Here is a 14,168-nt window from a genome sequence, read left to right as displayed (position 1 = left end):
GGTTAAAGCGATGGCGGCCACCAGGGCCAGAATCACCCATACGCCGGAGCCTATCGAGCGTCGATGAATCTCGACCTCAACAGCTGGCTGAACAGTCGAACGCTGAAACTCCTGGTCCGGAGGTTAGCACTCACAAGGTCCTTGGTATGCGGCTGGAGTCTTCGACGACGGTAACCCGAGTCTCAAGCGCTTGAGGGGCCGCCGACGTACCGGCCGCGCGGAGCGCGTCCGGCCCGCCCTCGGCCGGCTGCTTGAAATCAGGTTTCGTATGGTCGAAGAAACCATTCTCCACCATGTCCATACAGGCTTCGAACGGGATATCCATGCGACTGCCTTGCTGGCTCAGGCAGCTACAACCGTAACGCTCGTGACGGCGAATGCCGACCTTCAAGCTGGAGCGCTTGCGCTCGATCCAGTCCGGCGATTTGGTCGCGTAACAGCTCGGCTTCGGAAAGGAAACCGGACGCGTCAGCTCGTCGTAGATCGGCGCCGATGACGGCACACCAGCAATGCGCGGCGTCCGTTCAGCAATGTATTCCGCGGTGGTCTTGTGGGGCTGCTGCTGCGATGAAGACGACGCCGATGCCGCTGGAGCCGCCGCAGCGGCAGGCGTGGCCGCCGATTTCGCCGGTTCAGCCACGGTCGCTTCCGATGCCTCGGTAAAGCTGCTCAGCCGCGTGTAGACGTAACCGCCCAGGGCGCCAATCAGCGCCAAGGCCCCGACCAGCGCGAAAGCCGCCCTGGGAATGCGGAACTTGAAATGGTGCTCGGTACCGTCCTTGACCGACTCATAGCAGCCGAAATAGGTCTTATCGATGGTGATCCGTGTGCTTTCGCCATTCTGGAATTCCAGCTTGTTCTTATTGACCGTCAGTTCGGGCTTCTGGAACACCCAGCGTTTGATGACCTGGCCACCGTTGCCCCGGTGGTAATGCACATGCATGTTGCACAGCTCGCGCATGTGCGCATCGATCAATAGCGGGCTTTGCGTGATGCAATGCAGCTCATGGCCATCCTTACGCATGATCTCGAGGCGACTCGCATACTCTGGCACCTTGGCACCCTGAGGCCGCACACGAAACCACGTCTGCGCCTCATCGATCACGATCATAGAGTTAGCCGGCAGATCAAACCAACGATCCGGGAAGTCGAACGGCAGCCACTTAGCCTTAATGGCCGGGTGATCCGGCTTAAATCCCGTTACGTTGCAGTAATAGACCACCCTCCCCTCTGCATACGCTTTGCTATCAACTTCCTTGATGGTGTTCAGGGTTTTGCCGTTGCCCTGGAGGCCAGTGCGCAGAATAAACATGATCAGTTCCCCACATGACCCAGCGACGATTTCTTACCGGTGGCCGAACTCATGCCGGAAAGAACCGCGCGCGCCGTTACAGCGGACAACACGATATTGATTGCGACATCGAGCTTAATCAGCCCCATCACTGCAAGAACATCAGCGGGCATCCCGGTAATACTGCCGAGCAAATACGTCCGCACCGTCGATAACAACGCCGTAATACCGATATACGTCACCGTACCAATACCCAGCGAAGTCAGAATCTTGGCCGCAAGCGGACCAACTATCGTACTGAGAAACAGGAATATAGCTGGCATTTAATCACCTCCGAAGGCGCGGCCGACGTACACCGCGAAGAACAACGACGCCAGCCCGACACAGAGGAAGCTAAGGGCGGTCGAGTACTGGCAGATGAAGGACCAGGAGAAGGTCACAGATGCGTTAGCGGTTTCGAGGTACAGCGTCCGATCCGTCGGGCAATACGACGGCAGCCAACGCGCAGCAGACGGGCCGCTAAACAATGAAGCCGCATCGATCTCCGACTTCTGCAACTGATATTCCGACTTGGCCGCTTCCGCCTGGACCGAAGACGACTGCGACGGCCAATCCAGCGAACAGCGCATGTCCTTCGCCTGCCGCAACACCGCGCAATCTATAGCGTCACCCGCACAGCTCAGGGCCGCTGAACAGCCCTCCCCGGCTACCTCGCGCTTAGGTTCTTCCTCTTCCTGAGGTTGTTCTTCCTGGTCGGGATTCTCTTCGGGGACACCAGCATCCGAAGTCGTGTCCTGAGATACCTGCTGACCATCCTTGTTATGCGTAGTAGTAATGTTTGTGTCGTAGTCAAAGTAATTATCCCCGTAACGAATGTTAAAAGTCGTCTGACTAGTCGTCGAAGTTGTCCCGGTAGTGCCATCGGTCCGCGTATACGTGCCGGTGGTAGTGGAAGTTGGACCCGTCACCGTACTAGGCCCGCTGATCGAGGGCGGGCTCTGCTTTTGCAGGTCGTCGTAACAGCCCTGCGGATTCGTAGATCCCTCGCAGGACTCCTTCAAAAGATCACGGAGCCATGCGGCGCCTTGATTCGCCAACACCGTGTCGGCGCTGCTGAAATCCGCTTCGGTCAAATCAGTCTTGAGCGACACGACCTCATTGACTGTAATGGCCCTGGCACCCGTCATCGGCCAGTAATTAGGGTTAGCCGTATACCCCATGTTGGTCTGAGTGCAATTGTTCCTGAATTGCGTATAGCCCGAAGGCCCGCCAAAAGCCCCGGTAGACGAACTCGGCCACACCCCCACCGCATACAACACACCACCGTACGTCGTAAGGTTAATTTTATTGAGCGTCTGCGAGGCAGGTAACGAAGAGCAAATATACTGCGGCTGAAAACTGTTGCCCTTGCTGGAAACCGGCAGCGCATCGACCGTTTCGGTTTTCTTCTGCACCTTGGTGTTGTCGTCGCTCATGACCCAACTAACAGCCGCCAAAGCTGCCGTCGTCGCTGCACCTATTGCAACCTGACCCGGATTGGTTTTGACCAAATTCTTAAACTTGGTACTGATGCCGCTGACCGGAACCTTAACTTTGCCTTTGACCGTAACAGCAGTTTTCTTGGTGGTATCGCCCAACCAACCCTTCTTCTCAGCCTCCAGCAGCAAGTCACTATTCGACTTCGTCGGCACGAACCCCGCGATGGGCGAGCCGTTCGCCAACTGGTTCAGCGTGGTCGCCGGACCCGCCTTGATGTACGGATTGACCTTGACCCGTTCCGTCGCCAGCGCGGCACTAGATACGGCCAAAAAGGACCAAACCGAAAGCCAGCGTAATAACGACGAGGTAATAGACATTCGGATCAAACTCCATTTTCAGCCCCTCAGAAGCGAAAAGCCCCGGCAAGCCGGGGCAGTTGAACGGGTGTTGCTTACAGCGCCTTCCGCAGCCATTTCAGGGCGGCGATGGCGATAATCACGCCGATCACCAGGGCGCCCAGGGCGAGCGCGTCAGTCTTGCCATCGGTCATGGCAGTGGTGACGCCGGTGTCCAGGGCAGCCTGGGCGGATTGGATGGAGAGAACGCCGACAGCAGCAGCGGCGCCGATGGAGCGGGACAGCAGTTTCACGTTACGCATGTTTCACCTCACAGGGCTTTTTTCAGGGCTAGGATCGCGAACACAACCGCGAACAGGACCAAAGCCCCATCCTTCAGTTGCACCGCTTCTTCAAGGGTCATGGACCCGGCTCCAACCGGCTCGGTCTGGAGCGTGCCGGAGCAAACGGGCGAACCGTCCCCAGCGACAGTCCAGGCAACGGAACAGGTCAGGAGATACGACATGCTCAGGCCGCTACAGCCGGCTTGAGCTGGAGATTCAGGGGCTTGCCGTCGCCCGACAGGAACAGGTCATGGCCGGCGTTGCCGGACTTCGACGCCCACGTGGCAACGAAGACCGGAACGGCCACCTGCTTGCCCTTGAGCTGGTCCCACACGTGGTTGATGCCCTTCTCCATCAGGGCTTTGGAAATCTTCACCACCACGGTTTTGCGCTCGGCGATGCCGTAGCGGTTGACGTCCTCGACCTCCAACAGAATCTGGTTGTCGGTGAACTGGTTCTGACCCACGGTGCGGGTCGAAGAGTTGAAGCCGTGGCACAGGCCGATCTGAACGAGAGACATGGGGTTACCTCACAGGGGTGCATTGGAGGGCGGTTGCCCGGTTGGAAAGCGTCGGTTTGGGGCTGCGCGGAGCAGCTGGAGAACGGGCCCAGAAGCCCAAGCGCTGGATTGCCAGCAGGCCCAGGGCGAGCCAGAAAATGGTTTCGCAGGTGGCGGCGATCATTGGTCGGCTTCCCATACTTCGACGCCATCGGTTTCGTCGGCGTCGAGGCCGAGTGCCTGGATAGCCATCGGCAACGCTTCATCGCGAGTGCATGCGGTAAGCGCAGTGATCGTCAGGCAGTAAATGCCCTGGTGAACGACGTCCCATTTGACCGACGTATCGAGCTTCATGCCGTCGCCGGGTTTGCCAGATGCTTCGTAGATCATCACGCGGCCTCCACGCTGGGTTCGACGTACCAGTCAGGACGCTGGGCGCTGAAATCGACCTGCACGAAGCGGAGCAGCGGGACCACGTTGTTGCTGCGGTCGTGCTCGTGGAGCTTCTGGAGCGCAGCCTTCGAAAGGCCCGCCTCGCAGAGGTCGGCGGTGTGCCGGTAGAAGGTTGCCCGAGACATGGAATTCATCGTCTCGTCCCAGCCGTAATCCTTCAGGCTTCGGTAGGTCCGAAACAGGTTACGGGCGTAACTCTCGTCCGGCTTGCCGTCGACAAAGATCGGAGGAACAACGACACCCGCCTCGGTGCGCTCCTTCGTCCACTTGCCTTTTGCCGGTTTCGTGAACTTCTCAAGCAGTGCGGCCAGCACTTTTTCGTCATCAATCACTCGCATCTGGATACCCTCAAAGGCCGCGAAAAGATCCGCTGTAACCGCTTGCCAGCACTCCTGAATCAGGCAGCGCCCCTCCCCTTCGAGGCCCTGCTGGTAGGCGATCAGATCAACAAGCCGCGACGGGATGCCGCGACGTTCAAGCCACCGATGCATGACCGTGGCTTCCATACGGAGCAGGTAACGGACCCACTCCTGAAGGCGCGAATCAGACATGACCCGCGCAGATCGAGCAGCCGAAAGGTCCGACCGCCCTGCCCGCTTCAATTCATCCAGCTGGGCTTGATACTCGGTGTGCTTGAGATAGGCCTTCAGCCGCTTCAGACGGGATTCTTTGGCGCCCCAATAGGCCGAGGTCTGGTAGTTGTCGCCACGGCTCTTGGTGTGGCCGTTGCTGACGTTGGTCAGAGCCTGAATGACCTGAAGCGCGGTGCGCTCATCTGGCAGGCGACTGGAATAGGTGCAGTCCAGGGCGTAGACCTGAGTAGCCGAGATATCGAGCTTGGCGAACAGTTCGGGATAGGTTCCGGCCAGCCACTTGAACATGACTTCGGCGCCCTTCTCGATGCTGGTCGGCCCGAAGACGTTGTGGCCTTGCAGCAGCTTCGCCGGTGATGCCTTGAGCTCGACACCCGGCATGAGGCGCTTGCCCAAAGACTGGTGAAATACCTTGAAAGCCAGCGGCGTAAAACCGGTGCTCAGCGATTCCCAAACGTGGCGCAGGTAGTCGGCTTCAAGTTTGCCGCCCTCCCCTATGCTGATTTGACCTTGGAGCGGAACGCCGAGGGTTGAGAGGTCAACTATGTGCACCGGATCGGAGCGCCCTTCGACACCCAAGAGCTCGATGAACTCGGTGCGGAAGGGGACGAAAAGGTGCAGTTTGTCGAGCATGTGACCGCGCATTCCCTGCTGATGCATGCATGCATGCAAGTAACATTTGCGCGAAATGTATACGCGTACTCATGCATACGTCAACACAAGTAACATGCATGCACGTAGACTTTTGGAGGATTTCCGACGATGGGTAATGGCACTATGCCTGCGACGCTGCGACTGACCGCGACAGAACAAGAGCTGTTGCGGAAAAAATGCATTGAAATCAATAAGTTACTGATCAAGCAGGGCCGTCAGCCCATCAAGGACAGTGAGCTAGCTCACTTTTTGCTTGAGAAATCAGTCACTTACGTTGAGGTAGGTGAAGAAGGAAGCCTAACCCTCGACGTGCGGTAACCCACCCCAAAAGTCTCACCATGAGACAAAAGTCCACCATTAGAGATGGTGGACCCTGCCCGCTACGCGACCAGGGCGAAGCACCAGCCAAAGCGCCGCGGAACGCCCGCTAATTCCATGAGCGTTGGCCACTCAGCCGCTGGCCGTCCTGGGAGACTGCCACCCGGCCAGATCGGCACGCGGCAGGGTTGGAAATCAGGGCGCGGGGTGGTCGTTGCGCGGCGACCAGGGCGAGTTACGCGAATAGGCCTCCATCGGGCGACCGGTCCGCTGGGGGCCTTTTCATTGCCCGGAGTGCGGCCGCTTCGCGGGTGTCGGCGCAGGAACCGCAGCGGGAACAGTCCAGGCCGTGCGGGCGCCTAATGCCCTGCGGGCAGTCGAGGCGGCGAAATTCATTTTGCGTAACGTAACGGATATTCAGACGAACGGTCGTATTTATCGTTACGTAACGCTGGCCTATTTATCGTTACGTTACTATAATTACTCCATGCCCACCCGGAATGGAGTCCCCGCAATGAAAATTCACTGGTCTTTGAAAGGGCCGCTGCTGTTTGTCCTGGTGTCGATATTGGCCTGGCCGTTGTGGTACTGGCTCTACTCGGAAACGTCCTGGCTTGCGTGCGCCGTCACGGCTCTTTTTGGCCTTGTCTTCGCGATTCCGCAATACAAGCCGCGCAAAGGGGATGAAGCATGATCGACGCCCAGGACAAACAGACCCAGCCCCTGCCCCTGGACGAGCAGCCGACCAAGCCGAAGCGTGGGCGTCCGACCACCGGAAAAGCCCTGAGCAACGCTGAGCGGCAGAAGGCCTACAGGGAACGCGCTAAAGCGCAACGTAACGAAAAAACCGAGAAGCCAGCCGAAGACATGCAATACCTGGCAGACCGACTGGCGGAGGCTTGGGCAGAAGTGAACGACCTGAAATCCAAGCTGGAACTGGCCGAGGCCCGTGCAGACGCCATGGGCAACGAGCTAGCCATCGAGAAGTCAAAGCGCTACGGCAAACAGGCCGCAGAGCCGGCCTACAACGTCGAATGCAAATTCCTGGGCATGAGGGTCTGGGAAAAGATTGGCGAACCAACCGAAAAGCATTACGCAATCGACTTTGCACGGGAGCGAGCCGAACGAAACCCAGGCACCACCTGGAGAGCGATACCGGCTGGAGAGATATTCACCTTCAAGAAGTCGAAAACGAAAGCGTAACGTAACGCTAAATATCCATAATCGCCCTGCAGGCCGCTTGCAGGGCTTCCAACCTAGCGTCGAAATCGGCGCCCTCCCGGTCCAACTGGGCCACCCTACTCCGCAGTTTACGAACCTCGGCAACCAGCCTCGGGTAGTCCACTAAAATATGGGTTACGGCGTCCTCTACGTGCCGCTGGGGCGCGTAGAGCAAGGCATCGCGGGCGATATGGTCGGGTATGTCGAGAAGAGGCATCGCATAAAGACGTTACATTAAATCGGCCTCGGAGCTTACAGCATTGTCCGAAGCCGATTAAACGTAACGTTACGATTATGCGAAACCCTAGGGGGTGACGGCTGCGCCGTTCCCCCTGGTTTGCGCGATCAGTGAGACGCCCACCAGTAGCCCAGCGCGAAGCCAATCGCCAGAAGCAACAAGGCCTGACCAAACCGGCCAGGCCTATCAGAACCACCACCGTCACGATCGACGGGAAACGCTCGCTCAAGCCGGCGCCGCATCTTGGCGGCCAACACATCGGGATCCGGTTTCGGGTTCATCCTTGCTCCTGGTGAAAGTTCCGGGGCGGAAACAGTGCCGTTTGCAGCTCGACGGGTCAACCAGCATCCAGGTAACCACCAGCGGCAACAGCAACAAGCCCAGGAGCTTCTGCCGCCAAGGAAGCTTAGGCTTATCCGGCTCCAGGTAGCGCCCCTTCAGATGCCAGCCACTGAGCATCGTGTAAGGCGCACGCATGTCTACAGGACCGTTGTCAGTAAACAACGTGGAGTCACGAAACACCTGACGCGTGTCATAGCAGTTAAACAAGTCTTCACCGCGATACATCCACTTCTCGACACGAACTTCAGCAGTGCGCCCGTAATACACATTAGCAATGTGCATGCGCGGCAACTTGATTCCCATAACTTTAAAACGATCCAGGCGACGACAAATGACCAGGTGCTCGCAAAGACTACGAACAATCTGAGCATCACAGGACTCAATGTCCTGGATAAGAAACATAACGTCCCAACGAAGTTTCCTGGCATGAAGGAACCAATCAATCAACTTGCGACGCTCTTTATCATTCCATTCGCGCGTATTCAACCAGGTACCACACTCATCCAGGACAATCAGGCCGAAACGCTTTTCGTCATAGTCGCGGGGATCCTCGGCTTGATAGCCCTCCCCTAGCGCTTCCATATCCTGGGGTCGCGGCTTGTCTGGAAGACGAGTAGCCGTGGCCTTATGCAATGTGAACATCTCGTCCAGGTGCAAATCCAAGTTGGTTGCCACCCGGCGACCTGCAGCCAGGTATTCACGGATCTTGTCAACGCAGGCAAGGGACTTGCCAGATCCAAGTCGACCAGTAACGAAATAGACGGCCATGAGAATCCTCCAGGTAAAGACTCCCCCCAACCCCTACGGGGCCGCGGGGAGTCTTTTTAAATACGGCCCTTAACGGACGCGATAGCGGTAACTTGCGTATAGACCCATGCAGCGGCATGACTGGCGCCAATGGCCGCTATACAAGGGCCGGTGTTCGACGGGAGGCAGGCCAGAGCATTTTGAACAACTTGAGGGACACTTAGAGCAATGCCCATGATGATTCCGTTAAGGCCGGCGGTAAAAGCAACGGCAGCGGCAATCCAAGCAGTTACAACAGCAGTTCTAATCGCCAGTCTGGCCCCTAGCCTAGCAACCAGGAACTCACCAACTTTGCCGAATATGGAAGCAAGCAATACAGCAATCATCTTCATTATGTCGGCCTCACATTAAGAGTGGTTTCACGCCACAACCCAAAGATATGGAGAACCGACCAGGCAGCAAACATAACGGCCAGAATCGGCTTAACCCACTCGTTAACCGCCACGCAGATTGAGTCAAGGCTGTAACTTCCAATAACCGGAAGAACGATTGGCGCAACGCTACAGGTGCCGCCATACGTAAAGAGCACCGGATAAGAAATGCCTCCGGTGGTCGAACTAGGGGGAGTCTTGATCTCAGTTGCCCAGTTCTCCAGGGGCTTATTTGCTTGCTCCAGGACTGGTGAAAGTTCCGGCATAGATTCTTCGCCCTGGTCTTCCTCAGTCACACTCTCCTCTTCTACTTTCTGACCGGCTTCATTGGTTACTTCTGTCTTGTTCGTGACCTTGTAATCAATGGTAGGAGAGGCGTTGTTATAGTTCAGAACGAAGTCAGACCATTCCTTCCTGGTCAAACGACTTGTAGAACCATCCGGGTTGAGCCGAGCAATTTGCGTTTGACGCAACGGAGAGGACATTGCCTGAACAAAAGTTCCATCCGGAGCTGTCAGGTAATCAGGAAGAAACATCCCAATCTCTGGATCTATCGCCGCAAAGGCATTGTAGATGCCCTCATAGTCTGCGGCAGATTTGCTGTCGAACGAGTTCACGAATGTGTCGAAATCGGACTCTGAAAGGTCTTTCTTCGTGGTAGTGATGTCCGCAAGGCTAATAGTCCTCGCCCTGGACATCGGCCAATATCCCTGCGCGTTTGGGGCGTACCCCTTAGCCGTCTGCGTGCAGTTGTTAGGCGACGCGGTATAGCCGCTCGGACCGCTCCACGCAGCGGACGCGGTGGCCGGGAACACCGCAACGGCATAGGTCGCGCCGTTGTATGTCACCACCGTGATTTTGCTGAGCGTCTGCGCCGCCGTCATGTTTCCACAGATGTACTGGGGGTCGAATCCAGACGCATTCCCCCCTACTTGCGTGCTATCGAGCGTCGATTCCTTCTTCTGGAGCTTTGTATTGTCGTCGCTCATAACCCAATCGACCGCCGTTAAAGCGCCCATAATTGCGACCTGCAAAACGACCTGCGTCGGCTTCGACTTAAGCACATTCTTCATGCGCTCTTTAATTGGAGCTTTCGGGGCTTTCTTTACTGCCTTGGGCTTGAACTTTACAACACTACTTCCGTCGCGGTTACTCAACGATTGTTCGGGAACATTATTACTTTCAACAACTGTATTTAATGCGTCGTGCGAAATAACGCGGGTGTGCTGAATCTTATTCGGGAATTGAACAACTTTCTTGCCGGCATAAACTGGCCCTGCAGAAAGAACAAGGGCGACCGTAGTCGCCCAGAGAAGACTGGTCGCCCTGTTCATTACTTGGCGCCCTTCCGAACCCACTTCTTGACCAGGCCGATACCGATATCGGGCGCCAGGCTCAGGGCCAGGAGCGCGAAGGCGGCAGTGATGCCCAGGCCGATGTAGGTAGTAACTTCGGTCTGCACAGCAGTGATGCCAGCAGCGACTTCACCAGCGGCGAAGGCCGGAGCGGCAGCGGAAGCAGCAACAGCGGCACCGGCAACGAACAGCGATTTCAGTTGTTTCATAGTTGCGACCCTCCAGGGTCAGTTGGTGGAACGAGAGAAGATCCGCCGGAAGAACCGCTTGAGCGATCCGAAGGCGTAGCCGGTGAACCACGCAACAACGCAGCCACCGGCGGCTATCAAGGCAAGGTCCATTAGTTGCTACTCCCTGCCGAGAATCCGTGACCGAAGCACCCAATAACGGCAAGTGCAGCGATCAAGTAATAGAGATCGGTAAGTGTGATCTCCATATAAGCGCCCTACCCTTTAAGCCTGGGCCGCAGCAGCGGGCTTAACGGGCTGAGCCTGACGAACTTCCGAAGAAGAAACACGACGACCCTGGCGCGGATCCAGGTCGAACACAACGCGACCATCTTTAACTTCGCCGGTCAGCGGAACTTCATAATCGCCCACCGGTAGAACTTCCTGTTGAGACTTGCAGTAGTACGAGAACTTCTGCGGGAAGTCGCAGCCCGGAAGATGCGCATAGGCCTCAGCCATGCAGTAGGGATTGCCTTTGCCGGAAGTGCCGCTGCGGAAAGTGCAGGAGGCAGTTACGGAGACTTTAATAAATACGTTCGACATGAGTTGCTCCAGGATAATTAAGAGTTAGGCGTAACAAAGGCGTCGCCCAGGAACGGGGCGCCACTACTGCGCGAAGCGACAACTTGCCACTTCTTTTCCTTCGCGAGTTGAACGCGATCAGAAAGGATTTCAGCCGGAGTCCTGGACTCGACGACCTGGAGCGTTTCGGCAATAACACTACCGGTCACTTCCATCTTGCGAATCTTGTCTTGCATCACAGACCTGGAATCGATCTTTCCGCCAAAATAGCTGTCAAACATGCTCTTCATGCTTGAGCCCTCCTGGTGGAGAAATGAACCAGATTCTTTTCGAAGAAGAAGGAAGGAATAGCCGCAGGCTTTGCTTCCAGGACGCGAATCATCGGAATGACATTCGAGTCGTCGCGACGATCGCAGCGAATGTTAATGTCAATTCCAAAACCCATAAGAACTTCACGATGCCGGTAATAAGTACCGTTAGGCATCATCTCTTTAAGGTCATGCCCTTGCTTCCAAAGCGCATAAGTACCGCGCACCTTGTTAGGAAGGGCTAGGAGTTGTTCGCTATTGAGTTCAATTTGCTCTGACATATCAAGTTCCCCAATAAACTGGCGGTACAGAGCCCATAGAGCCGCCGGGGTGAGTGATTTGGCCATCTCCAGGCCGAGCGCTTTTAACTTCTTTGAGCGCAGACGAAGCTCAACACGCAACTTATTGTCGAGCCATTCATAGATTTCAGGGAATTGGTGAAAGTCTTCGGGCAGCTTATGAGAGCCACCCGCTGTTACTTCGTCAGCCTTGCAGTAACAAACAACAGACCAATGCGAGGAACCCTTACCGAAAGTTAGCGTCCCTCTGTTAGCGACAGGCCGCCCATGACGAGACTTACACTTGAACTCGCCCGCACGCAGCCAGGCGCGAACATCGGCCCGGCTTGGAAGTTCGAACATTCGGTTGTAATCGATTCGGGTAACACGGTACTGCCCTGCCCTGACCTTCTGACGCTCAATGTCAGTAGGCTCAACCCCCACCAGGGAGCACAGGCGCGTAAACGCATCGAACACGAGTGAGAGGAGATCATCGGAACCAACAAGGTTATGCCCCTGGAGCCATTTGCTCGGATTGCCATCGATATACAGGTGAGTGGCATTGCCTTTGCCGTCACCGCCTACGCTGCGGATGTGCAGGGTGGAATCGTGGGAGCCCCTCACCAGCATCTTGCGGGGAGTCTCCCAAGCAACCGTTCCATCGGCTTCGATACACACGACCGCCCCGCTGCTCAGAGGGGCGTGGTGAAGCTCCAGAAGTGCCGCGATCCAATCGATCATCTGTCGTCCGTTACAGCGTTACACGTTACAGGATGGAAGGGTTTATACGCTGTAACGTGTAACAGTGCAACGTGTGACAAGATAACCGGCGTCAGAGGAACAACAGGAAATGACCAACTTGACCAAGCCATACCGCGTCAGAGACGAGTTCGTAGAAGTGATCAAGGAGCGCAGGATCAGCATGATCGTCGAGACAAGGGAGGACGTCGCAGAAGCCGACCTGGTGAATGCAGTGCTGTGGAAGTACCTGCACGAGCTGACCACCAAGGACGTCCTGAAGTACCGAGAAGAGGTGCTCGGGAAGGACTGAGGAATTCCCAAAATGGGACAAAAGTCGGGTATCACCAGTACCCGACTTTCACCCTGCTCCGAGGCGCGCCTGGAAGGCCCCCAGGAGTGCGCCTGAGCGACGAAATCCAGCAAGCTGGGCTAGACCGGCGAGTTATTCCTCGGAGGGTTGCAGGCCCGCAATGGGCCTTCCTGGCGTGCTATGTGTGACGCCGCCGTGGGCAGCTGAGGGTAATCATGGCGCGAGGTGGGTTCGGAGCGGCGGCGGCCGGAGTGGTCGCGGACGCGCACCGAGGGGCGGGAGGTTTGGTCCCAGAATCTCTTCCAGGACCGCGGCGCCGGCGTGGTTTTTGGTACCTATTCAATCCCCGGCAGCGCAACGCTCGCGACTAAAGTCACAGGCGCTGGAGTACAGCGCATCAACCAGCTTGACCTCATCGTCAGTGATGCGACCAAGCCGCCGGAGCGTCATCAATATCCCGGTGTAGTTGCCGCCATCGAATGCAAGGGACTCCCAATCGGAAGCCCAGCGAACGGCCTTGAGGGCATCCTCGATCGCAGCCAGATCATCAACAGTCATGACTGACGCCCCTGCCGATTCAGCCGGGCCAGAAAGTGATCCATCGTCTCCCCGGCCTGGGGCGTGAGCCTGCTTTCGGTACCAACTTCATCACCTGCAGGCGCTGGCCGGCGCCGATCTGGCGATGATTCTGGTACCAAATCACCGAGTAGATCGCCCTGCCCTGTCGCCTCCAGCAGCAGGATGGCCGCAGATCGGGCGCCCTTAATCGTCTGGTCACGAACGGCGACCAGCTCTTCCAGGCGGGCAATCTCTCGCTTCTGCCACTCAACGGTTTTCACCAGGTAGTCGAACTCAGCGGCAGCCTTGGCATATGCCTTGGAGCCGGTCGACGTGCCGGTCTGGCGCTTGAGCTTTTCGACGAAGGCGTCATCGGCGTCCGGGATCTTGATCAGCATTTTCAATTCTCCATTTGGTACCAATTGCGAGATCCAGGACGAACCCGGGTTCGACAAAAAGGTACCAATTCCTATCGATAGGATCAAGCGCTCTGGTACCAAAATATCAACCTGGTGCAGCTGCTCGAGGACGAAAATGGTACCAGTCAGAGGTCCAGGATTGCCCGGCACGCTTCCTGGAGCGCCTCAAGGCGAGCATCGAAGTCGGAGGACTCCCGGTCCAGGTCCTGGACGCGACGGCGTAACTGACGCACCTCAGAAACGAGCCTGGGATAGTCCTGGAGCACGTAACAGACCGAGTCCAGGTCATCACGCCCCGGAGCGTACAAGCGCGCATCCTGGACGAGATTAGAGGGGATAGAGAGGGGGATAGGCTTGCGCATAATCGCCATTACGTTACGCGAGGCCCGGAAGGCTACGCCAGTGTCCGGACCCCGCTCAACGTAACGCCGTCCATTATGCGAAACCCTAGGGGGTGACGGCTGCGCCGTTCCCCCTGGTTTGCGCGATCAGTGAGACGCCCACC

The 14,168-nt window shown here is 56.9% G+C and carries 20 protein-coding genes; 4 read left to right on the top strand and 16 right to left on the bottom strand.

The genetic code is table 11. The annotated features are described in order from the left end of the window. Positions 1-130 precede the first annotated feature (130 nt). The 7 genes from THL1_RS14950 to THL1_RS14915 all read right to left on the bottom strand — a co-directional run bounded on the left by THL1_RS14950 (position 131) and on the right by THL1_RS14915 (position 5,627). Positions 131-1,312 (bottom strand): zonular occludens toxin domain-containing protein, encoded by a 1,182-nt coding sequence (locus THL1_RS14950; RefSeq protein WP_069084002.1) that lies wholly within the window; start codon positions 1,310-1,312, stop codon positions 131-133. 2 nt (positions 1,313-1,314) lie between these two features. Then, positions 1,315-1,614 (bottom strand): DUF2523 domain-containing protein, encoded by a 300-nt coding sequence (locus tag THL1_RS14945; protein WP_069084001.1) that lies wholly within the window; start codon positions 1,612-1,614, stop codon positions 1,315-1,317. After that, a complete protein-coding gene (locus THL1_RS14940) occupies positions 1,615-3,147 on the bottom strand; it encodes a hypothetical protein (RefSeq protein ID WP_069084000.1) in 1,533 nt (510 codons plus the stop codon). It lies immediately after the preceding gene. A 74-nt stretch (positions 3,148-3,221) separates the two neighbouring features. Further along, positions 3,222-3,428, bottom strand: a complete 207-nt coding sequence (locus tag THL1_RS14935; protein ID WP_069083999.1) for a major capsid protein — start codon at positions 3,426-3,428, stop codon at positions 3,222-3,224. 205 nt (positions 3,429-3,633) lie between these two features. Then, positions 3,634-3,969, bottom strand: a complete 336-nt coding sequence (locus tag THL1_RS14925; RefSeq protein WP_069083997.1) for a DNA-binding protein — start codon at positions 3,967-3,969, stop codon at positions 3,634-3,636. 159 nt (positions 3,970-4,128) lie between these two features. Then, positions 4,129-4,341, bottom strand: a complete 213-nt coding sequence (locus THL1_RS14920) for a hypothetical protein (protein WP_145928302.1) — start codon at positions 4,339-4,341, stop codon at positions 4,129-4,131. Next, positions 4,338-5,627, bottom strand: a complete 1,290-nt coding sequence (locus THL1_RS14915) for a phage/plasmid replication protein, II/X family (RefSeq protein ID WP_069083995.1) — start codon at positions 5,625-5,627, stop codon at positions 4,338-4,340. Before THL1_RS14915 ends, THL1_RS14920 begins: the two co-directional genes overlap by 4 nt. A 129-nt stretch (positions 5,628-5,756) precedes the next feature. On the opposite strand from THL1_RS14915, the gene THL1_RS14910 reads away from it, so the two are divergent. From THL1_RS14910 to THL1_RS14900, 3 genes are all read left to right on the top strand, one after another. Further along, on the top strand, positions 5,757-5,966 hold the full coding sequence (locus tag THL1_RS14910; RefSeq protein WP_083245893.1) for a hypothetical protein: 210 nt from the start codon (positions 5,757-5,759) through the stop codon (positions 5,964-5,966). A 514-nt stretch (positions 5,967-6,480) separates the two neighbouring features. Continuing rightward, positions 6,481-6,660 (top strand): hypothetical protein, encoded by a 180-nt coding sequence (locus tag THL1_RS14905; protein ID WP_069083994.1) that lies wholly within the window; start codon positions 6,481-6,483, stop codon positions 6,658-6,660. Next, a complete protein-coding gene (locus tag THL1_RS14900) occupies positions 6,657-7,169 on the top strand; it encodes a hypothetical protein (RefSeq protein WP_069083993.1) in 513 nt (170 codons plus the stop codon). The genes THL1_RS14905 and THL1_RS14900 overlap by 4 nt, the downstream gene beginning before the upstream one ends. 481 nt (positions 7,170-7,650) lie before the next feature. Here the strand turns inward: THL1_RS14900 and THL1_RS14890 are convergent, their stop codons facing one another. The 7 genes from THL1_RS14890 to THL1_RS14865 all read right to left on the bottom strand — a co-directional run bounded on the left by THL1_RS14890 (position 7,651) and on the right by THL1_RS14865 (position 12,376). Beyond that, positions 7,651-8,535 carry a zonular occludens toxin domain-containing protein gene (locus THL1_RS14890; RefSeq protein WP_069083991.1) on the bottom strand — a complete coding sequence of 295 codons (885 nt, stop codon included), beginning with the start codon at positions 8,533-8,535 and terminating at the stop codon, positions 7,651-7,653. A gap of 56 nt (positions 8,536-8,591) precedes the next feature. Continuing rightward, positions 8,592-8,906 (bottom strand): DUF5455 family protein, encoded by a 315-nt coding sequence (locus THL1_RS29690; protein ID WP_145928301.1) that lies wholly within the window; start codon positions 8,904-8,906, stop codon positions 8,592-8,594. Further along, the gene (locus THL1_RS14885; RefSeq protein ID WP_145928300.1) at positions 8,906-10,279 is read right to left on the bottom strand and encodes a hypothetical protein; all 1,374 of its coding nucleotides are present in this window, start codon (positions 10,277-10,279) and stop codon (positions 8,906-8,908) included. Before THL1_RS14885 ends, THL1_RS29690 begins: the two co-directional genes overlap by 1 nt. Then, the gene (locus tag THL1_RS14880) at positions 10,279-10,509 is read right to left on the bottom strand and encodes a hypothetical protein (protein ID WP_069083989.1); all 231 of its coding nucleotides are present in this window, start codon (positions 10,507-10,509) and stop codon (positions 10,279-10,281) included. Before THL1_RS14880 ends, THL1_RS14885 begins: the two co-directional genes overlap by 1 nt. Positions 10,510-10,752: 243 nt before the next feature. Beyond that, positions 10,753-11,070: a hypothetical protein gene (locus THL1_RS14875; protein WP_069083988.1), complete on the bottom strand. Its 318-nt coding sequence runs from the start codon at positions 11,068-11,070 to the stop codon at positions 10,753-10,755. A 17-nt stretch (positions 11,071-11,087) separates the two neighbouring features. Next, positions 11,088-11,339, bottom strand: a complete 252-nt coding sequence (locus THL1_RS14870; protein ID WP_069083987.1) for a hypothetical protein — start codon at positions 11,337-11,339, stop codon at positions 11,088-11,090. Then, positions 11,336-12,376, bottom strand: coding sequence for a phage/plasmid replication protein, II/X family (locus THL1_RS14865; RefSeq protein ID WP_069083986.1), 1,041 nt, complete (start codon positions 12,374-12,376; stop codon positions 11,336-11,338). The genes THL1_RS14870 and THL1_RS14865 overlap by 4 nt, the downstream gene beginning before the upstream one ends. A gap of 109 nt (positions 12,377-12,485) precedes the next feature. Here THL1_RS14865 and THL1_RS14860 point away from each other — a divergent pair, with 109 nt between their 5' ends. Next, the gene (locus THL1_RS14860) at positions 12,486-12,686 is read left to right on the top strand and encodes a hypothetical protein (RefSeq protein WP_069083985.1); all 201 of its coding nucleotides are present in this window, start codon (positions 12,486-12,488) and stop codon (positions 12,684-12,686) included. A gap of 339 nt (positions 12,687-13,025) precedes the next feature. Here THL1_RS14860 and THL1_RS14855 read toward each other — a convergent pair whose 3' ends face one another. Both THL1_RS14855 and THL1_RS14850 read right to left on the bottom strand, forming a co-directional pair. Then, positions 13,026-13,244 (bottom strand): hypothetical protein, encoded by a 219-nt coding sequence (locus THL1_RS14855; RefSeq protein WP_069083984.1) that lies wholly within the window; start codon positions 13,242-13,244, stop codon positions 13,026-13,028. Further along, positions 13,241-13,642 (bottom strand): hypothetical protein, encoded by a 402-nt coding sequence (locus THL1_RS14850; RefSeq protein ID WP_069083983.1) that lies wholly within the window; start codon positions 13,640-13,642, stop codon positions 13,241-13,243. The genes THL1_RS14855 and THL1_RS14850 overlap by 4 nt, the downstream gene beginning before the upstream one ends. Positions 13,643-14,168 lie beyond the last annotated feature (526 nt).

The sequence above is a fragment of the Pseudomonas sp. TCU-HL1 genome (assembly GCF_001708505.1).
GTDB lineage: Bacteria > Pseudomonadota > Gammaproteobacteria > Pseudomonadales > Pseudomonadaceae > Metapseudomonas.
Note: the sequence above shows the minus strand (reverse complement) of the source record. Positions and strands in the feature narration are given on the sequence as shown.